This is a genomic window from Mycolicibacterium brumae (genome assembly GCF_025215495.1).
Classification (GTDB): Bacteria; Actinomycetota; Actinomycetes; order Mycobacteriales; family Mycobacteriaceae; genus Mycobacterium; species Mycobacterium brumae.
Genome location: NZ_CP104302.1, coordinates 2,605,418 through 2,624,478 on the forward strand (window position 1 = coordinate 2,605,418; position 19,061 = coordinate 2,624,478).

Genomic DNA, 19,061 nt, shown 5'->3' on the forward strand with positions numbered 1-19,061 from the left:
GGCCGCATAGACGAGCGAGGCGTCAGTCCAGGTCGATCCGGATGGTCAGCAGGTCGGTGCCCAGCAGGCGCACAACACCGCTGTTCCCGCCGGGCAGCTGGCCCAGCCGCGCTACCGGATCGTCGTCGGGCAGCGGCACCGCCGTGCCGTTGCGCCAGGTGTCGCGCAGGCGCAACCGCACGGCGGGGTTGGCCTTGATGTTCTTGACGTAGTCGGAGTGCTCACCGTGCTCGGAGACCAGCCAGAACGAATTGCCCACCAGCTTGCCGCCGATCGCGGTGTGCCGAGGCTGCCCTGATTTGCGCCCAGTGGTCTCCAGCATGGTGATCGGGAGCTTGCGGCCCAGCGGGTTGACCACCAGGCGCTGGAAGTTGTGCACGACAGTGCGTTTGAGGCTCATTGGCCCAGCGTAGAGGCAGGACCATCGCTCAGAGCTGTCTGCAGGCGACTGCGCAGCCACGCTTGTGACGGTGGGGCGAAAAATCAACCAATCCTCGCCCTACCGTCACAACCGAACAGCTCTCCGGCACATCGATGGTGAAGCTGAGGTTGGCGTTGCAGGTGCGACGAAAGGCGACATGCGGCGCTAGCCTGGGACGATGAGCGCCCGCGCGATGGCCGTCGTGCTGCTCGTCCTCGCGCTGGCCTCGTGCGGCCGGCCCGCGACCGAGGCCGCGCAACCGAACGTCGCTGCGACGCCGAGCACCTCAGACGTGGCGAGCACCTCAGACGTGCCGAGCAGCTCAGATTCGGCCTTCTCCACCACCGATGTCAGCGCCTCGGACTCCGGCGCATACGCGCACCTGTCCGACGTCCGGGTCGGCCAGCACGACAGGTTCGACCGGGTGGTGTTCGCGTTCACCGACGTCGTCCCCGGCTATCGGATCGGCTATCGGTCCCTGCCGCTGCACCATGACCCGTCGGCGCTGGAAATCCCGCTGCCCGGCGCCACGGCCGGCCTACCGGTCGTGTTCTCCCCCGCCACCGCCGCCGGCTGGACCGACGATCCGCGCACCTACTTCGGCCCGGAGACCGTCACCGGCGACACCGCCGTCGTCACCCAGGCCACCGCCGCCGGAGACTTCGAGCGCATGCTGAGTTGGGCAATCGGGCGCAATCCCACACGCTCAGTCCCCTTTTGAAAAGACCCGGACGACACGCGCCGCCGGCTGCTCCATCCTGGAGGCCTCTGCCAACCCCTACCTCATGTCGCTGGGCCCCGAGGAAACCGCGACCAGACGATTGAACTTCGCTTGAGCGTTCAACCCAGTGGGCGCCGACATCTTTGTGCTGCTGTCGATCACGCACGGCGAGTTGATGAGTTCGGCGTTCCAGCAGGCGTTCTACCACGCGGTGGCGGCGTTCGCCGGCAGCAAGGATCAGCGGGCGTTCATCAACACGCGGCAGACCTCGATGAGCATGCCCCTTCGGCGGGCGGTGTGCGCATCGCAGCGTTGACGCGCGCGTAACAGGAACGCCACGAACCCTTCTTAGCGTGGGCGGGAACCTCCATCCGGAGGAATCCCAGGTCCCGGGAGCCATCCACGGGACCGTCCCAAACGAGAAGGTAGTCCCTTGAGCGGAAACGCAATGCGCCTTGCGGCCATCAACAACGTCGAGGCGTATGTGCCCCCACCGTTCAGTTTCGACCCCAGTGAGGCCCCGGGGTCGATCTTCGGCGCCAACGTGTTCACCAAGGCCGAAATGCAGCTTCGGCTGCCGAAATCGGTGTACAAGTCCGTCGTCGCGACCATCGAGAAGGGCTCCAAACTGGACCCTCAGGTCGCCGACGCGGTCGCCGCGGCGATGAAGGACTGGGCGCTGTCCAAGGGCGCCACCCACTACGCGCATGTGTTCTACCCGATGACCGGTTTCACCGCGGAGAAGCACGACAGCTTCCTGGAGCCGGTCTCCGACGGTGAGACGCTTGCCGAGTTCGCCGGCAAGACCCTGATCCAGGGCGAGCCGGACGCGTCCAGCTTCCCCTCCGGCGGTCTGCGCAGCACCTTCGAAGCCCGCGGCTACACCGGGTGGGATGTCACCAGCCCGGCCTACATCCTGGAGAATCCGAACGGCAACACGCTGTGCATCCCGACGGTGTTCGTCTCGATGACCGGTGAGGCGCTGGACTACAAAACCCCGCTGCTACGCAGCCAGCAGGCCATGGGACTGCACGCCGAGCGCATCCTGCGCCTCTTCGGGCACGCCGACGTCGGCAAGGTCGTCTCGTTCTGCGGCCCCGAGCAGGAATACTTCCTGGTGGACCGGCACTTCTTCGTCGCGCGCCCGGATCTGATCAACGCAGGCCGCACCCTGTTCGGCGCCAAGCCGCCGAAGGGCCAGGAATTCGACGACCACTACTTCGGCGCGGTGCCCGACCGCGTGCTGGCGTTCATGATGGACACCGAACGGGAGCTGTTCAAGCTCGGCATTCCCGCCAAGACCCGGCACAACGAGGTCGCGCCCGCACAATTCGAGGTCGCGCCGATGTTCGAGAAGGCCAATATCGCCGCCGACCATCAACAGCTGCTGATGACGGTGTTCAAGAACATCGCCAAGAAGCACGGTATGGAATGCCTGTTCCACGAGAAGCCGTTCGCCGGCGTCAACGGCTCGGGCAAGCACGTGAACTTCTCGGTCGGCAACTCCGATCTGGGCTCGCTGTTGGTGCCGGGCGACAATCCGCACGACAACGCCCAGTTCCTGGTGTTCTGCGCCGCGGTCATCCGCGCCGTGCACAAGTACTCCGGACTGCTGCGGGTTTCGGTGGCCTCGGCGACCAACGATCATCGGCTGGGCGCCAACGAGGCGCCGCCGGCGATCATCTCGATCTTCCTCGGCGACCAGCTCGCCGACGTCTTCGAGCAGATCGCCAAGGGCTCGGCGACGTCGTCAAAAGGCAAGGGCATCATGCATATTGGCGTCGACACCCTGCCGACGCTGCCCACCGACCCGGGCGACCGCAACCGCACCAGCCCGTTCGCGTTCACCGGCAACCGGTTCGAGTTCCGCGCGCCGGGCTCGAACCAGACCATCGCGGTCCCGATGATCGTGCTCAACACCATCATGGCCGACTCGCTGGACTATATGGCCTCGGTGCTGGAGACCGCCGTCGCCGAGGGCAAGGACTTCGACACCGCGGTGCAGACGCTGCTCACCGACATCATCACCGAGCACGGCGCGATCATCTTCAACGGCGACGGCTACTCGGAGAACTGGCAGATCGAGGCCGCGGCCCGCGGCCTGCCCAACCTCAAGACCAGCCTCGACGCCATCCCCGAACTGATCACCCCGGAGGCCGTCGAGGTGTTCGAGCGCTTCGGCGTGTTCAAGGAACGCGAGTTGCACAGTCGCTATGAGGTGCGACTGGAGCAGTACGCGCTGACCGTGGGGGTGGAGGCCAAGCTGGCCCTGGAGATCGGCTCGACGGTGATCTTGCCCGCCGCCGTGCGGTATCAGACCGAACTCGCCCAGAACGTGGCCGCGCTGAAGGCAGCGGGCATCGACGCCGACACCTCGCTGCTGCAAGCCGTCTCGACGCCGATCACCGAACTGACCGCAGCACTGGCCACGTTGAAGGCCGCGTTGTCCGATCATTCAGCCACCTCGGCTCTCGAGGAGGCCACTCACGCCCAGAAGGCGCTGCTGCCGGCGACCGAGGCCGTCCGCGCCGCCGCCGATACGCTGGAAACCATTGTGGCCGATGACCTTTGGCCGCTTCCGACCTACCAGGAGATGCTCTACATCCTCTGAGCGCCCGCGTCCGGCCCCCGTTTCGGCACAACAGCCCGAGTCGGTGCTCTACGGTGATCCGATGAGCCGTCCCACCGTGCTGCTCGGCGGCGGAGTCGACGAGGGGTACGGCAGGGTCGCCGACGCGTTCCGGGCGAACCTGTCCAGCGGCCAGGAGGTGGGTGCGGCGTTCTCGGTGTACCGGGACGGGCGCAAGGTCGTCGACCTGTGGGGCGGCTACCGCGACGGCGTGACCGGCGCGCCGTGGACGCAAGACACCGTGGTCAACATGTTCTCCTCCACCAAAGGCGTTGCCTCCCTCGCGGTCGCACTGGCGGTGTCCCGGGGCCTGCTGGACTACGAGGCGAAGGTGGCCGATTACTGGCCGGAGTTCGCCCAGGCCGGCAAGGCCGAAGTGAGCGTGCGCCAGCTGCTGGCGCATCAGGCCGGCCTGGCCGCGATCCACCCGGCGCTGACGCTGCGGGATCTGGCGGATCTGCCGCGACTCGCCGACAAGCTCGCCGCGCAGAAACCCAATTGGCCGCCCGGTGAGCGGCACGGCTATCACGGCATCACGCTGGGCTGGTACGAGGGCGAGCTGATTCGGCGGGTGGATCCCGCAGGCCGTTCGCTCGGCAGGTTTTTCGCCGAGGAGATCGCGGCGCCGATGGGGCTTGATTTCTATATCGGCTTACCGGATTCGGTGGACCGGGACCGGGTGGCGCTGCTGGACACCTGGCCATTCACCCGGCTGCTGCTGAACCTGGACAAGTTCCCGCCGAAAATGGTTGCCGCGCTGTTCAATCCGCGGAGCCTGAGTTTTAGGGCACTGCGTTCGGTCAAGGGTGTGTCGAACCTGTCGAAGTTCAACAACGACGAGGTCCGGAAGGTGGAGATGCCCGCCGCGAACGGCACCGGCACCGCCCGCTCGGTGGCCCAGCTCTACGGCGACGCGGCCACCGGGGGCGCGCAGCTCGGGCTCACGCCGGAAGTGTTCGGCGAACTCAAGCGGGCACCGACGCCGCCGACCGGTGGGGTGCGGGACATGGTGTTGCACACCGATTCCGCGTTCGCGCTCGGGTTCCTCAAGTCCACGCCGTTCAGCGTGTTCGGCTCCTCCGATGACGCGTTCGGCACCCCCGGCGCCGGTGGCTCGTTCGGCTTCGCCGACCCGGACACCGGCGTCGGCTACAGCTACGTGATGAACAAACTGGGTGTGCACCTGATCAGCGACCCCCGCGAACTCGCGTTGCGCCAGACACTGTTCCGCGACGTGCTCGGGGCCCGGCCGCAGAGCTAGAGAATCACCAGGAACTGGGCGGCGATCACCTTCACGATCATCGCGGTCGGGTAGACCAGCGCGTACCCGAGTGACACCCGGGCGTCGTATCCGGTGCGCTCATTGGCGAAGCCGAGCAGCGCCGGCTGGGTCTGCACCCCGCCGAGCACCCCGGCGCTGCGCACCCCGCCGAGTTTGAACACCCACCGGGTGAGCGCGTAACTGCCGAGGGCCACCACCACCGAGGCCGCGGCGCCGACCAGCACCAGCCGGACCACCTCCCCGGAGCCGAACGCCACCCCGATCATCCCGCCGGCCTTGCACCCGGCATACGCCAGGAACAGCATCAGCCCGATCTCGGCGAGCACGGTCGCGGAGGTGACCGGCATGCTGGTCAGGATCGGCCCGATCCGGCGCATCCGGCCCATCGCCAGCCCGACCAGCAGGGTGCCCGCGGCCGCGCCGATCGAGACGGTCAGCCCGCCCGGCAGCGAGATGGGGATCATGCCGATGCCCAGCCCGATCGCCAACCCGGCGCCCAGTGCCACCGGGGCGAACGCGGTCTGACCGCGATTGGAGTCACCCAGCAGCTCGGTGACGGCGTGCATGCTCTCCGGCGGCGCGACCACCCGCAGCCGGTCGCCGAGCTGCAGCCGCAGCGACGGGGTGCTGACCAGGTCGACGTCGCCGCGCCGGACCCGCGACACCGTCGCGCCGTACCGGGCGACCAGCCGCAGGTCGGCGACCCGCCGCCCGCCGAAGCGTGGGTTCGACAGGGTGATCCGCCGGAAATCCAGGTCGGACCGGTCCTCGGTGAGGTCGTGGGTGGAGCGGTGCCCGAGCCGCTCGACCAGCACGTCGACGTCGTCGTCCTCCCCCACCACCGACACCTTGTCGCCGTGGCCGAAGACCGTGTCGGGGGTCACCGCGCTGACCTCTGACTCGCCGGCGTGATTGACCCGGACGAGTTTGACCTTGCCGCCGATCCAGTTCTGCAAGTCGGCGGCGAGCACCGGCTGGTCGCGGTCCACCCGGATGGTGGCGCCCACGATGGGGGCCGGCGCGTCGGTGTCCGACGCCGCCCGGCGCAGTGACCACGCGGTGGTGGCGAGCATCGCCAGCACCCCGAACAGGTAGGCGCAGGCGTATCCGACGGTGGCCTCCGCCCCACCGCCGGCGGCGGCCAGCGCCGGAGTGTTGGTCTGCGATCCGGCGAAGACACCGGCGATCGCGTCATTGTCCAATCCCATAGCCCGGCCGAGAATCAAGGTCACCGCGGCCGCGGCGAAGATGACGCCGCCGACCGACAGCATCAGCGGCCAGGCGGTGCGGATCGCGGCGAAGAACCCGGGGCCGGAGATGACGCCGGTGGCGAAGGCGAACAGCGCCAGGCCGAACGACCCGAGCGCTTCGGGGACCTCGATCTCGACACCTGCCGAAGCGCCCCAGGCGGCCAGGCCGAGCGCCGCGAACAGGATCCCGGCGGCGCCGAGTTGGATGCCGCGCACCGACAGCGCGCCGAGCGCGGTGCCGATCATGATCACCACCGCGATGGTGATCAGCGGCTGCTCAGACAGAAACTGCAGGACGCCGGTCACCACCACACCCTATGAGTCTCGAAACGACGACGGTTCGGAACCGATCCGTCTCGCGGGATACCGCGCACCGCACCGCCTTTCATACATTCGAGTTTCCGGCATTCGCCGCTGCTGCGCCGGGTGAGGAGACACCGTGGTCGACGACATTCCGGTATCCGGGAGCTGCGCGTCCGAGTTCGCCGGTGTCCGAGCCGCTTTCGAACAGAACTTCTCCGAGCGCGGCGAACTCGGCGCGGCCGTCGCAGTGTGGGTCGACGGCCAACTCGTGGTCAACCTCTGGGGTGGCCACGCCGACGCCGCGGGGGCCGTCCCCTGGACCCAGGACACCCTGGCCCCGGTGTACTCCGGCAGCAAGGGCCTGACCAGCACCTGCGTGCACCTGCTGGCCGAGCGCGGTGAGCTGGACCTGGACGCTCCGGTGGCCAGCTACTGGCCGGAGTTCGCCCAGTCCAACAAGGCCGGCGTGACGGTGGCGATGGTGCTCGGACATCGTTCCGGGGTGATCGCGCCGCGCCGCGCCATGGAGCCCGAGGAGGTCGGCGACTGGGACGCGGTGTGCGAGCAGATCGCCGCGGCCTCACCCTGGTGGACCCCGGGCGGCGCACAGGGTTACCACGCCGGAACGTTCGGATTCATTCTCGGCGAGCTGGTGCGGCGGGTCACCGGCCGCACCCTGAGCCAGTACCTGCGCACCGAGATCGCCGAACCTCACGGCGCCGACGTGCACATCGGGCTGCCCGACGCGCAGCACCGACGGTGCGCGGAGATGGTGAACAAGCCGACCGTCCGCGAGATCGTCGGCAAGGTCGGGATCGACGCCCCGCCGCAGCGGCTCGGAGATCACCCGATGGCGGGCTGGGCGGCCTCGTTGGGATTCCTGCCCGACGACGAGTTGGGCGTTCGCGATATCGCCGCCTGGCGGCGCGCGGAGTTCCCGGGCACCAATGCCCACGTCTCCGCGCTCGGGATGTCGACCTTCTATAACGCGTTGGCCTGCGAGAAGATCCTCACCCTCGAGCACATGTTCCGGGCCCGCGCCTCCCAGGGCGGCTTCGACCCCGACGTGGTTCTGGGCGCCCGGGTCGCCGACCATGGCTGGGGTCTGGGCTACATGCTCAACCAGCGGATGGTCGCCGGTCCCAACCCGCTGATCTTCGGCCACGGCGGATCCGGCGGGTCGTTCGCGTTCGTCGACCTGGAACACCGCATCGGCTACTCGTATGTGATGAACTACTTCGACGCCACCAAGTGCAACGCCGACCCACGTTCGGTCGCGCTGTCCGATGAGGTCTACCGGGTGCTCGGCGTTCTCTAGGGGCGGATCGCTTCAGCGCCCTGACCACCGGCCGCGCGGCTAGTCTCGATGACATGGACATGCTGACGCTGCTGGTTGTGCTGATCGTCGCCGGGATCGGTTTCTGGATCTGGAACTCGAGCCAGACCGCGAAGCGCAATGCGGCCGCCCTGGATGACGCCAAGGCCGACGCCCGCCGGGTGATCGAGCGTCTCGGCGGGCAGACCATGCTGCTCACCGGCGTCGACGAGCCGTCCCGCCAAGCGCTGGCCGACGCGGCCGAGCGGCTGACCGCCGCGAGCTCGCAGATCGACCAGGCGAACACCGTCGCCCAGGCGAAGCTGGCGAAGGAGAGCGCGCTGGAGGGCCTGTACTACGTGCGGGCGGCCCGCGTCGCGATGGGCATGGATCCCGGGCCGGATCCCGAGCCGCTGGCCGGCCAACGAGTGGCCGGCGCGGTGACCGAGGATCGCACGGTGGAGTACGAGGGCCGCCGGATCGAGGCCTCCCCCACCCCGTCGAACCGCACCCCGAACTATTACCCCGGCGGCCGGGTCGCCGGCCGGCCGGTGCCGGCCGGTTGGTACTCCGAACCGTGGTGGCGCACCGCGCTGGTCGCCGGCGCCTGGGGCGTGGGCTCGATGATGCTGTTCGGCGCGCTGTTCGCCGGCATGCCCGGCACCGGCTACCAGGACGGGTTGGAGCAGGGCCTGGCCGAGGGCGGCGACGGTGGTGACCTCGGCGGTGACGGTGGCTACGACGGCGGCGACGCGGGCGGCGGCGATTACGGCGGCTGGGACTCCGGCGGCGGCGATGTCGGCGGCGACTGGGGCGGCTTCGGCGGTGGCGACTTCGGCGGCGGTTTCGGGGACTTCGGCGGCGGCTTCGGCGACTTCTGAGCGCACTCAGAGTCGGCTCTGCAGCCGCGCGCTGACGCCCGCTTCCTGCAGATCCAACCGGTCGAGCATGGTCCGGGTGACTTCGTCTTCGATATTGCCGGCGTCGCGTTCGGCGATCAGCGCCGCACGCTGGGCCCGCAGCACCTTCCGGTAGAGCCGGATGTAAACCAGGGTGCGCGGGGTGTGCTGATCGGGATCTGGCGCGTTCTCGGCGTCACCGGACTGCCGGGTGATGGTCGCGCTGATGCTGTCCACGCTCTGGGGGTCCAGGCCGACCGGCGGATTCGCCCGGAACTCGTCCAGCACCCCCGCGGCTGCCGTTTGCGCCACCGCGGCGGCGGCCCGAAGTTCGGCGGCCTCGGCCTCGGCGTCCTCGCGCACCCCCAGCCGCCGGATCAGCGCCGGCAGCGTGGAGCCCTGTAGCAGCAGCGTCCCGACCGTCACCGTGAAGGCGATGGCCTGGATGGCCGCCCGCTCCGGAAACGGTTCCCCCGAGGCGGTGGTGACCGGGATGGCGGCCGCCGCGGCCAGCGTCACCACCCCGCGCATACCGGTCCAGGACACCACCACCGACTCCTGCCAGCTCAGTGTCTGTAGGTCGGTTCGGCGCCGGATCGCCCGCCAGCGCAGCCGTCGCCCGCTCTCACCGTTTTCCACCGTGGGCAGCGGCACCCGGTCGCGGGCCTGATCGGTCAGCTTCCGGCGCCCGAACATCAGGAACACCGAGGCCGGGCGGACCACCAGCACGATGACCAACACCAACAGCGACGCCACCGCCACGTGCAGCACCGAGTCGTGGGCCTCGTTGAGCTCCTGCAGCACGAAACGCAGGTTCAGCCCGATGTAGGCGAAGACGAACGCCTCCAGCAGCACGTCGAGGGAGTCCCAGACGTAGCGCTCCTGCAGCCGGGTCTTGTAGTGGGCGCCGACAGTGCCGTTGCCGACGACGAAGCCGGCCGCCACCACGGCCAGCACGCCGGAGGCCTGGGCCTGCTCGGCGAGGATGTAGGCCGCGAACGGCGCCAGCAGGCCCTGCGCGGTCTCCAGACCCGGATTGTCGAGGTGCTTGCGGATCCACAGCGTGAGGTAGCCCAGCGCCACCCCGACCAGCGGGCCGACCGCTGCGCTGTAGCCGAACAGCAGCGCCGGGTTCTCGATGAAGATGTGTTCGCCGGCCACATGCGCGACGGCGACGCTGAACAGGGTCAGCGCCGCGGCGTCGTTGATCAGGCTTTCCCCGGTCAGGATCGCCATCACCCGTCGGGGCAGACCGAGCTTTCGGCCGACGGCCACCGCGGTGACCGCGTCGGGCGGGGCGACGATCGCGCCGAGCACCAGCGCAACGGCGAACGTCATCGGCACCGCGTCGAGCCGGTCGGACAACACGGCGACGGTGAAGGCGGTGATGACCACCAACCCGACGCCCAGACCGAGGATCGGCCGGATGTTTCGCCGGAACGTCGGGAAGGAGAAGTTCAGCGCCGCCGAGTACAACAGCGGCGGCAACACCAGGGTCAGCAGGATGTGCGAATCCAGTTCCGGCGGCTCGAAGTCCGGCGCGAACGACGCCGCAATGCCCACCACCACGATGACCAGTGCGGGTTCGAGTCCGCGGCGATGCGCCATCGCGGCGATCACGATGGCGGCGCCGACGACGAGGATCAGTTCCACCGGCCCAGTGTGCCCGTCGTCGCTGTCTCAGTGCTGACAGGCCGGGCACCAGAACAGGTTCCGGCCCTCCAGTTCGGTGAACAGCACCGGCGATCCGCAGATCCGGCAGGCTTCGCCGGCGCGCCGGTAGACGTAGGTGCGCGGCCGGCCCGCCCGGTAGGACGGGGCGCCGTGATCGTCTTCGGGGCGCACCACCACGATCTGGCCGCGGCGCTCCCCGACTTTCATCATGGCGACCAGATCGGCCCACATCGCGTCGAACTCCGCGCGGCTGATCGACACCCCGGGGCGCATGGGGTCGATGCCGTGCCGGAACAGCACCTCGCTGCGATAGATGTTGCCGACGCCGGCAAACACCGACTGGTCCATCAGCAGGCTGGCGATGCTGCGCCGCGATCGGCTGACCCGATTCCAGGCGACGGCCGGGTCGGCGTCGGCGCGCAGCGGGTCGGGCCCGAGCCGGGCCAGCACGTCGGCGACCCCGCCCTCGTCGATCACCTCGCAGACCATCGGGCCGCGCAGGTCGGCGCCATAGTCGGGGCCCAGCATCCGCATCCGCACCTGCCCGATCGGATCCGGCGGGCCGTCGAGGCCGTTCAGCGCGAACTCGCTGAACGCGCCGTAGATGCCCAGATGGACGTGCGCCACCAATCCGGGTTCATAGTGGTGGAACAGGTGCTTGCCCCAGGCGTCGGCGCGGCGCAGCACCCGGCCGTCGATCAGCGCCGCGTCGTCGGCGAAGCGGCCCTGCGGGCTGCCGACCCGAACCGGCTTGCCGCCGTAGCGTCGCTGATGCAGCCGCGCCAACCGGTGCAGCACGTGCCCTTCGGGCATCCGTCAGTCGTTACGCGGGTGCACCGGGGACCGGCGGCGCCACCCGGGTCACGTCGTACTCCTCGAGGATGTCGATGCGCCGCTGGTGGCGTTCCTCCCCCGACCACGGCGTGGCCAGGAAGGTGTCGACGATGGCCAGCGCCTCCTCGAGGCTGTGCATCCGGCCGCCGATCCCGATCAGCTGGGCGTTGTTGTGCTGGCGGGCCAGCGCCGCGGTCTCGGTGCTCCAGGCCAGCGCGCAGCGGGCGCCGGGCACCTTGTTGGCCGCGATCTGCTCGCCGTTGCCGGAGCCGCCCAGCACGATGCCGAGGCTGCCCGGGTCCGCGACGGTGCGGCGGGCGGCGTCGATACAGAACGCCGGGTAGTCGTCGACCGGGTCGTAGGCGAAGGCGCCGCAGTCCACCGGCTCGTGTCCGGTGGCCTTGAGGTGCTCGAAGATGGCCTGCTTGAGTTCGTATCCGGCGTGATCGGCGCCGAGGTAAACGCGCATGACGGTAACCCTATAGCTCCTGGTTCGACGGCCCGCCACCAGTGGCACACGTATCGTCGCGGTGACACCCGACCGCTGCTTTGGGAGCTGACATGGCCGACATCAATCACCGGGCGGTCGAACTCGGCGTCAACCACATCGACACCGCGTCGTTCTACGACGGCGGCGCGATCGACGCGCGGATCCGTCAGTCGAATTCCGGCCCCTCGGTCCGGGTGCGCTTGAGCTCGAAGAAGTGCGGGTAGGAGGCGAAGGTGACCGAGGCGTCCCAGAGCTTGCCGGCTTCCTCGCCGCGCGGGATCCGGGACAGCACCGGGCCGAAGAACGCCACCCCGTTGACGTGGATGGTCGGGGTGCCGACGTCGGTTCCGACCGGGTCCATACCGGCGTGGTGGCTGGCCCGAAGCGCCTCGTCGTACTCGGTGGAGGTCGCGGCGGCGGCCAGTTCGGCGGGTAGCCCGGCGTCTGCCAGCGATTCGTTGATCACCACGTCGAGATCGGTGACGCCCTGGTTGTGAATGCGCGTGCCCATCGCGGTGTACAGCGGGCCCAGCGCGTCGGGGCCGACGGTCTGTTCGGCGGCGATGGCCACCCGGACCGGGCCCCAGGCCTTCTCCATCAGCTCGCGGTATTCCGGCGGCAGCTCACGGCCCTCGTTGAGCACGGCCAGGCTCATCACGTGGAACCGCACGTCGATATCGCGGACCTTCTCCACCTCCAGGATCCAGCGCGAGGTGATCCAACACCACGGGCAGGCCGGATCGAACCAGAAATCGGCGCGGGACTTCTCTGACATTCAACGGTCCTCTCAATCGGTGGCTGCTCTTCGTGGACAACCCCTCGCGCGGCGCCGGTGTTCCCGGTCCGGGTAACAACGGCGACACTACGTCGATAACCATTGCAGTGGGAGCGACACGCATCGTGTGCAAACGCTGACCAAACCGTGTTGCTCCTGTGATCTAGGCAGGCCATTGTTACCAAAGCGACATTTGTTATCTGAGTGAGACCAAGGGCTGCCGACAGGTTCCCACCGAACGAAATCAGGAGCCCGACATGACCATCCGCTCCCGCCGCGCCGCCGGCCTGCTGTCGATGACCGCCGCAGCCACCACAACGCTGGCCATCGCCGCAGCCGCGCCCGCCGCCGCAGACCCGGCCGACACGTCGTTTCTGAACTCGCTGCGCACCGCCGGTGTCTCGACCGCCGACCCGGCCACCACCGAGGCGCTCGGCCGATCCATCTGCCCGGCGCTGGTCAAACCCGGGTCGAGCTTCGCCGAAGCCGTCGCCACCGCCCGCAACGGCGGTGTGCCACCGTTTCTGGCCGGGTTCTTCGCCGGCCTGGCCATCCAGCACTACTGCCCGCAGATGATCAACTCCATCGGCAACGGCAGCTTCCTGGACCAGATGGCCTCGCTGCGCGGGATGAACATCCCCGGCCTGTAGACGCCGCCGCCCACTGCCGCGCCACCCGCATTAGGGTTGAGCGCGTGGCACTTCCCAACCTCACCCGTGACCAGGCGGCCGAGCGCGCAGCGCTGGTCACCGTAGACAGCTACCGCATCCAGTTGGATCTGACCGACGGCGCCGGCGCGCCCGGCGAACGAACTTTCTCCTCGGTCACCGAAGTGGAGTTCGACGCCCTGCCCGGCGCGGACACCTACCTGGACATCGCTGCGACGACCGTGCGCCGAGCCACCCTCAACGGCGCCGATATCGACGTCTCCGGCTACGACGAGTCCACCGGCATCCCGCTGCGCGGGCTGTCCGAGCACAACGTCGTCGTGGTGGAAGCCGATTGCGCCTACTCCAACACCGGCGAGGGTCTGCACCGGTTCGTCGACCCGGTCGACGGCGAGGTCTATCTGTACTCGCAATTCGAAACCGCCGACGCCAAGCGGATGTTCGCCTGCTTCGACCAGCCCGACATCAAGGCGGCCTTCGACGTCACCGTCGTCGCGCCGTCGCACTGGCAGGTGATCTCCAACGGCGCCACCGTCAGCGCCGACCGCGACGACGAAACCGGCGCCGTCACACACACGTTCGCCACCACGGCGCGGATGAGCACCTATCTGGTGGCGCTGATCGCCGGCCCGTACGCGGTGTGGCGCGACGTCTACTCCGATGAGCACGGCGAGATCCCGCTGGGTGTCTTCTGCCGGGCCTCGCTGGCGCAGTTCATGGACGCCGAGCGGCTGTTCACCGAGACTAAACAGGGATTCGGCTTCTACCACAACAACTTTGGCACTCCGTACGCGTTCGGCAAGTACGACCAGCTGTTCGTGCCGGAGTTCAACGCCGGCGCCATGGAGAACGCCGGCGCGGTGACCTTCCTGGAGGACTACGTCTTCCGCTCCAAGGTCACCCGCTACTCCTATGAGCGGCGCGCCGAGACGGTGCTGCACGAGATGGCGCACATGTGGTTCGGCGACCTGGTCACCATGACCTGGTGGGACGACCTGTGGCTCAACGAGTCCTTCGCGACCTTCGCCTCCGTGCTGTGCCAGGCCGCCGCAACCGAGTACACCCAGGCCTGGACCACCTTCGCCAACGTGGAGAAGTCCTGGGCCTACCGGCAGGACCAGCTGCCATCGACCCACCCGGTGGCCGCCGACATCCCGGACCTGCACGCGGTGGAGGTCAACTTCGACGGCATCACCTACGCCAAGGGCGCCAGCGTGCTCAAGCAACTGGTCGCCTACGTCGGCCTGGAGGACTTCCTGTCCGGGCTGCGCAGCTACTTCGCCGATCACGCCTTCGGTAACGCCACCTTCGCGGATCTGCTTGGGGCGCTGGAGCGTTCGTCGGGACGCGATCTGTCCGACTGGGGCAGGCAGTGGCTCAAGACCACCGGGCTGAACACGCTGCGGCCGTCCTTCGACCTCGACGGCGACGGGCGCTTCACCCGATTCGTCATCGAGCAGGGCGGCGCGGCGCCCGGCGCAGGCGAGACCCGGGTGCATCGGCTGGCCGTCGGCGTGTACGACGACGACGGCTCCGGCAAGCTGACGCGGGTGTGCCGCGAGGAGCTCGACGTGTCCGGTCCGGTCACCGAAGTGCCTGCGCTGCAGGGTGTTTCGCGCGGCAAGTTGATCCTGGTCAACGACGACGACCTGACCTACTGCTCGATGCGGCTGGACCCGGGTTCGCTCGAGACGCTGCTGGGCCGGATCGGCGACATCGCCGACCCGCTTCCCCGCACGCTGGCCTGGTCGGCGGCCTGGGAGATGACCCGCGACGCCGAACTGCGCGCCCGCGACTTCGTCACGCTCGTCTGCGCCGGGATCGCCGCCGAGACCGAGGTGGGGGTGGCCCAGCGGCTGCTGCTGCAGGCCCAGACCGCCCTGGGCTCCTACGCCGACCCGGCGTGGGCCGCCGAACAGGGCTGGCCCGCCTTCGCCGACCGGCTCGTCGAACTCGCACACGACGCGGAGGCCGGCTCAGATCACCAGCTCGCGTTCGTCAACGCGTTGTGCTCCTCGGTGCTCGGCGACCGGCACGCCACCCTGCTGGCGGACCTGCTCGACTCCGACCCCGCCGACCTGGGCCTGTCCGGGTTGGTGGTGGACACCGATCTGCGCTGGCGGATCGTGATCGCGCTGGCCGGCGCCGGACGGATCGACGACGAGGGTTCGGCGACGCCGTTCATCGACGCCGAAGCCGCCCGCGACGACACCGCGGCCGGCCAGCGCAACGCCGCCGCCGCCCGGGCCGCCCGGCCGCAGGAGCAGGTCAAGGCCGACGCCTGGACCCAGGTGATCGAGGACGACACCCTGGCGAACGCCACCGCCCGGGCCATCATCGGCGGTTTCGTCGGACCCGGGCAGGCCGCGGTGCTCGCGCCGTTCACCGCGCGCTACTTCGCCGAGGTGTCCGGGGTGTGGCAGCGCCGCTCCAGCGAGGTCGCCCAGACCGTCGTGGTGGGCTTGTACCCGTCCTGGGACATCAGCGCCGACGCGCTCGACGCCGCCGAGACGTTCCTGTCCGACCCGGAGCTGCCGCCGGCGCTGCGCCGACTGGTCAGCGAGGGCCGCGCCGGGATCGAGCGCTCACTGCGCGCCCGGGCAGCCGACACCGCCTGATACGACGAGGGCCCCAGCCGATTCGGCTGGGGCCCTCGTCGTCGTTCTGGATTACGGGCGGGAGATGCTCGCCGACATCACCCGGATGGCGCTGACCAGTCCGTCGATCAGATTGCCTTCGGCGAACCCGGCCTTGGCGGCGGCCACCCCGAGGGTGGCGGCGGCTTCGCCGCCCCGGCCGCGCACGCCGGCGCCGTAGACCACCTCGATGGCGCGCTGATTCGGCGACACCGCCAGCAGCACCGCGTCGTTCGGGGTGGGCACGTCGCCGAGGATCTGGTTGGCCGCCGCGGCGGTGTTGGCGCCGAGGTCGCCGATGTAGACGGCGAACCGGGCCTTCGACGCGCGGCTGCCCCACTTGAGGGCTTCGTCCAGGGCGACCCGCTCCTTGATGGAGATCGGGTACAGCTGGCCCGGCACGTCGGGTTCCTTGACCGCCGAGATCCGGCCGCTGTAGGTCAGCGCGGAACCGTAGGGCAGGTCGACGTCGGACCTGGTCGTCGCGACGGGGCTACCACTTGCCACTTGCGCCACCTCCCACGGTGAAGTTGTCATGGCCATGCCCGTGCCCGTGTCCGCTGCCGACGACCTCGTCGGTGGCCGCCCACAGGATCGGGCCGTAGGTCCACTTCTCGCCCAGCTTGTACTCATCGGGGCGGTTGGGCTTGGGAATGTGCGTCCAAAAGTAGAGCACGATGTAGAGGGCGACCGGAACGCCCCCGATAATCATGTGCGTGATTGCTGTCTGGCTCACCCGCTGAATCTATCCCACCGCCGCCCCGCAGGGAGCTCAGACCCCGGAAATCTCAGGCCGCGCCGTCACTGAAGTAGCGCTCCCAGGCCGGATCGAGGTCCTTGACCGTGGACAGCAGCCGCCAGTGCGCCCCGGTCGGCGACTTCGGGGCGCTGCGCAGCGTCCAGCCGATCTCCGCCAGCAGCCGGTCGGCCTTGCGGTGGTTGCACGACGAACAGCACGCGACGCAGTTCTCCCAGCTGTGCTCACCCCCGCGGCTGCGCGGCACCACGTGGTCGATGGTGTCGGCCTTGGCGCCGCAGTATCCGCAGCGGAACCCGTCGCGGTGCATCAGCGCGGCCCGCGTCATCGGCGTCCGGGCCCGGTACGGCACCCGAACGTAGACCCGCAGCCGGATCACCGTCGGCGTGGTGATGGCGCAGCTCGCCGAGTGGATCAGCGCCCCCGAAGGGTCCTCGTGCACCACCTCCGCCTTGCCGCACAGCAGCATCACCACGGCTCGGCGCAGCGGCAGCGCGGTCAGCGGTTCATAGGTGGCGTTGAGCAGCAGCACGCGGCGGCGGCTCCAGACCGAAGCGGGGTCCCGCGGCGGCGCGGAGTTCTCGGTCCGGTGCTGCACCGAGGCGGCGACCGGACCCAGGCGACTGACCGTGGCTCGTCGGGCACGGTTGCGGTTTCGCGCTGCCATAGGTTCTCCGGCAAACAGTCCACCACGGATCTGCGGCGATCGCACCCCAATTCCTGAGTGTGTCCGCAGGTCAACTGCCTGAACATCCGGTAACCAGACAGATTCCATGGCCGCCGGGCGCCACCGTTGCGCGACATTGGACAATGGCGAGGATGGAATCTTCCCAGTTGTCCTTCTACGACCAGGTCGGCGGTCACGCGACGTTCGACGCGATCGTGTCGCGGTTCTACGAGTTGGTCGCCGAGGACGAGATCCTGCGCCCGATGTACCCGGAGGAGGACCTGACCGGGGCCGCCGACCGGCTGCGGATGTTCCTGGAGCAGTACTGGGGCGGCCCGCGAGCCTATTCCGACCAGCGCGGACACCCGCGGTTGCGGATGCGCCACGTGCCCTATCGGATCGGCCCCATCGAGCGCGACGCCTGGTTGCGCTGCATGCAGGTCGCCGTCGCCGACGTCGACTCCGACACTCTCGACGACGCGCACCGCGAGGAACTGTGGGCGTACCTGACGATGGCCGCCGACGCCATGGTCAATTCACCCTTCTGAGCATTCCTGACGCGTGGTTCACACCCGGGTGCGGCGCCGTTCATGCCCACACGTTGCTCGACCCCGCGGAGCCTCACATGGCCAGCAAGGGCCCGCCGCGGCGGCGGTACACCGAGCCGAAGCGCGCGTCGATCCGCAGCCAGGTCCGTGTCGCCCGCACCCGCACCACCTCCCCGTCGCCAACCGGGGGCGCGGCCGATGCGCCGGGCCTCTTCCTCGCTCGTTCCTCGCTCATCGAACCCGGCGGTAGAAACCCCATCCCCGTCAGCGCGAACACGCACCGCATCGGAACCCCGACCTCCTCGGCAGACTCCGCAGACGACGCAGACAGGCTGAGCACGTCCTGGTCCAGCAGCGACGTCGGCGGCCCGGCCGCGCCCTGCTCCCGAGCCACCTCCGCGCCGCGCTGCGCCAGGTCGGCGAACACCGCGACCGGCACATCGTCGAGGTGGGCGAAGCCGTGCTCCGGAGGCAACGCCCCGCGCCAGGCCGAATCCATCGAGAAGCCGGTCTCGATGAATCCGTCGTCGCCGGCGCCGGGCAGCCCGGCGCTCACCGCGTCGGCGGCCGCGCACAGGTCGGCGGGCCGGCACCGGCCACCGAACACACGCGCGGCCAGCACGTCGAACCCGGTGGCCACCCAGGCCACCAGCCGGTCGTCATCCCGGCGACGAAAGCGGATCACCGCGGCCGGGTCGAGGCGGCGCGCCCGCTCGGCGAACACCGCCAGGTCACGCCGGTCGGCCGCGTTCGGCAACCAGAGGCCGCGTTCGGTCAGCGCGACCACCGCTGCAGGAACTCGCGATGGTGCGGGGCCAGCCGAACCAGCTTCTGTTCCTCGATGTCGAAGGCGGCCAGTAGGGTGTCGGCGATGACGGCCGGCCGGGACGCCGGGTCGGCGTGCTGCGAGCGCACCTCGTAGCCGATGGTGAAGTCCACCGCGCGCATCCGCTTGATCCACATGGTGACCTTCAGCGGCGAATCCGTCAGGCGCAGTTGGCCCTTGTAGGAGATATTGACGTCGGCGATCAGCAGGCCCGTGGTGGCCACGTCGACGGCGAAGGCCTCCTTGAGGAACACCACCCGCGCCTCTTCCAGGATGGTGACCATGACGGCGTGATTCACGTGCTGGTACATATCGATGTCCGACCAGCGAACCGGCACCTCGGCGACGAATCCGGTTGGTGTCATC

Annotated in this window: 20 protein-coding genes and 1 pseudogene; 10 read left to right on the forward strand and 11 right to left on the reverse strand. The window is 69.2% G+C overall.

All coding sequences use genetic code 11. The features are described from left to right. Window positions 1-22 precede the first annotated feature (22 nt). Entirely contained in the window at window positions 23-400 is a 378-nt protein-coding gene (locus L2Z93_RS12670; RefSeq protein WP_090591422.1) for a nitroreductase/quinone reductase family protein, read from the reverse strand. A 199-nt stretch (window positions 401-599) separates the two neighbouring features. On the opposite strand from L2Z93_RS12670, the gene L2Z93_RS12675 reads away from it, so the two are divergent. From L2Z93_RS12675 to L2Z93_RS12690, 4 genes are all read left to right on the forward strand, one after another. Then, the gene (locus L2Z93_RS12675; RefSeq protein ID WP_090591418.1) at window positions 600-1,142 is read left to right on the forward strand and encodes an AMIN-like domain-containing (lipo)protein; all 543 of its coding nucleotides are present in this window, start codon (window positions 600-602) and stop codon (window positions 1,140-1,142) included. Between the two features lie 127 nt (window positions 1,143-1,269). Then, window positions 1,270-1,458 (forward strand): hypothetical protein, encoded by a 189-nt coding sequence (locus tag L2Z93_RS12680; protein WP_090591414.1) that lies wholly within the window; start codon window positions 1,270-1,272, stop codon window positions 1,456-1,458. A 117-nt stretch (window positions 1,459-1,575) separates the two neighbouring features. Next, the gene (locus L2Z93_RS12685) at window positions 1,576-3,753 is read left to right on the forward strand and encodes a glutamine synthetase III family protein (RefSeq protein ID WP_090591410.1); all 2,178 of its coding nucleotides are present in this window, start codon (window positions 1,576-1,578) and stop codon (window positions 3,751-3,753) included. A gap of 61 nt (window positions 3,754-3,814) precedes the next feature. Next, the gene (locus L2Z93_RS12690; protein WP_090591645.1) at window positions 3,815-5,032 is read left to right on the forward strand and encodes a serine hydrolase domain-containing protein; all 1,218 of its coding nucleotides are present in this window, start codon (window positions 3,815-3,817) and stop codon (window positions 5,030-5,032) included. On the opposite strand, the gene L2Z93_RS12695 is transcribed toward L2Z93_RS12690, so the two are convergent. Further along, entirely contained in the window at window positions 5,029-6,609 is a 1,581-nt protein-coding gene (locus L2Z93_RS12695; protein ID WP_090591641.1) for an aspartate:alanine exchanger family transporter, read from the reverse strand. The genes L2Z93_RS12690 and L2Z93_RS12695 overlap by 4 nt on opposite strands. Before the next feature lie 133 nt (window positions 6,610-6,742). Between L2Z93_RS12695 and L2Z93_RS12700 the strand changes: the two genes are divergently transcribed. Together L2Z93_RS12700 and L2Z93_RS12705 are read left to right on the forward strand one after the other, a co-directional pair. Further along, window positions 6,743-7,924, forward strand: coding sequence for a serine hydrolase domain-containing protein (locus L2Z93_RS12700; RefSeq protein WP_090591406.1), 1,182 nt, complete (start codon window positions 6,743-6,745; stop codon window positions 7,922-7,924). Between the two features lie 59 nt (window positions 7,925-7,983). Then, complete coding sequence (locus L2Z93_RS12705) at window positions 7,984-8,802, forward strand: DUF1542 domain-containing protein (protein ID WP_370745905.1); 819 nt, start codon at window positions 7,984-7,986, stop codon at window positions 8,800-8,802. Between the two features lie 6 nt (window positions 8,803-8,808). Here L2Z93_RS12705 and L2Z93_RS12710 read toward each other — a convergent pair whose 3' ends face one another. Genes L2Z93_RS12710 through L2Z93_RS12720 form a run of 3 tightly spaced genes read right to left on the reverse strand, consistent with a single transcriptional unit; the run spans window position 8,809 to window position 11,797 of the window. Then, on the reverse strand, window positions 8,809-10,473 hold the full coding sequence (locus tag L2Z93_RS12710; protein ID WP_090591399.1) for a Na+/H+ antiporter: 1,665 nt from the start codon (window positions 10,471-10,473) through the stop codon (window positions 8,809-8,811). A gap of 27 nt (window positions 10,474-10,500) precedes the next feature. Beyond that, window positions 10,501-11,307 carry an Fpg/Nei family DNA glycosylase gene (locus L2Z93_RS12715; protein WP_090591396.1) on the reverse strand — a complete coding sequence of 269 codons (807 nt, stop codon included), beginning with the start codon at window positions 11,305-11,307 and terminating at the stop codon, window positions 10,501-10,503. Between the two features lie 10 nt (window positions 11,308-11,317). Continuing rightward, window positions 11,318-11,797, reverse strand: a complete 480-nt coding sequence (locus tag L2Z93_RS12720; protein ID WP_090591392.1) for a ribose-5-phosphate isomerase — start codon at window positions 11,795-11,797, stop codon at window positions 11,318-11,320. 92 nt (window positions 11,798-11,889) lie between these two features. On the opposite strand from L2Z93_RS12720, the pseudogene L2Z93_RS12725 reads away from it, so the two are divergent. Beyond that, window positions 11,890-11,985: pseudogene (locus L2Z93_RS12725) on the forward strand (aldo/keto reductase); the annotation flags it as partial. Here the strand turns inward: L2Z93_RS12725 and L2Z93_RS12730 are convergent. Further along, window positions 11,985-12,593: a mycothiol-dependent nitroreductase Rv2466c family protein gene (locus tag L2Z93_RS12730; protein ID WP_090591389.1), complete on the reverse strand. Its 609-nt coding sequence runs from the start codon at window positions 12,591-12,593 to the stop codon at window positions 11,985-11,987. The pseudogene L2Z93_RS12725 and the gene L2Z93_RS12730 sit on opposite strands and share 1 nt — an antisense overlap. 257 nt (window positions 12,594-12,850) lie before the next feature. On the opposite strand from L2Z93_RS12730, the gene L2Z93_RS12735 reads away from it, so the two are divergent. Both L2Z93_RS12735 and pepN read left to right on the forward strand, forming a co-directional pair. Continuing rightward, complete coding sequence (locus tag L2Z93_RS12735) at window positions 12,851-13,243, forward strand: DUF732 domain-containing protein (protein ID WP_234786208.1); 393 nt, start codon at window positions 12,851-12,853, stop codon at window positions 13,241-13,243. 44 nt (window positions 13,244-13,287) lie between these two features. Continuing rightward, a complete protein-coding gene (gene pepN / locus L2Z93_RS12740; protein ID WP_090591385.1) occupies window positions 13,288-15,879 on the forward strand; it encodes an aminopeptidase N in 2,592 nt (863 codons plus the stop codon). Between the two features lie 51 nt (window positions 15,880-15,930). Here pepN and L2Z93_RS12745 read toward each other — a convergent pair whose 3' ends face one another. From L2Z93_RS12745 to L2Z93_RS12755, 3 genes are all read right to left on the reverse strand, one after another. Next, on the reverse strand, window positions 15,931-16,404 hold the full coding sequence (locus L2Z93_RS12745) for a DUF5130 family protein (protein WP_234786207.1): 474 nt from the start codon (window positions 16,402-16,404) through the stop codon (window positions 15,931-15,933). Further along, on the reverse strand, window positions 16,391-16,609 hold the full coding sequence (ctaJ, locus tag L2Z93_RS12750; protein WP_090591381.1) for an aa3-type cytochrome oxidase subunit CtaJ: 219 nt from the start codon (window positions 16,607-16,609) through the stop codon (window positions 16,391-16,393). Before ctaJ ends, L2Z93_RS12745 begins: the two co-directional genes overlap by 14 nt. 76 nt (window positions 16,610-16,685) lie before the next feature. After that, complete coding sequence (locus L2Z93_RS12755) at window positions 16,686-17,321, reverse strand: HNH endonuclease (protein ID WP_090591377.1); 636 nt, start codon at window positions 17,319-17,321, stop codon at window positions 16,686-16,688. A 143-nt stretch (window positions 17,322-17,464) separates the two neighbouring features. Between L2Z93_RS12755 and L2Z93_RS12760 the strand changes: the two genes are divergently transcribed. Further along, on the forward strand, window positions 17,465-17,869 hold the full coding sequence (locus L2Z93_RS12760) for a globin (protein WP_090591373.1): 405 nt from the start codon (window positions 17,465-17,467) through the stop codon (window positions 17,867-17,869). Window positions 17,870-17,942: 73 nt separating this feature from the next. Here the strand turns inward: L2Z93_RS12760 and L2Z93_RS12765 are convergent, their stop codons facing one another. Together L2Z93_RS12765 and L2Z93_RS12770 are read right to left on the reverse strand one after the other, a co-directional pair. Beyond that, a complete protein-coding gene (locus L2Z93_RS12765) occupies window positions 17,943-18,647 on the reverse strand; it encodes a DUF8010 domain-containing protein (protein WP_275984304.1) in 705 nt (234 codons plus the stop codon). Next, window positions 18,644-19,060 (reverse strand): acyl-CoA thioesterase, encoded by a 417-nt coding sequence (locus L2Z93_RS12770; protein WP_090591366.1) that lies wholly within the window; start codon window positions 19,058-19,060, stop codon window positions 18,644-18,646. The genes L2Z93_RS12765 and L2Z93_RS12770 overlap by 4 nt, the downstream gene beginning before the upstream one ends. Window position 19,061 lies beyond the last annotated feature (1 nt).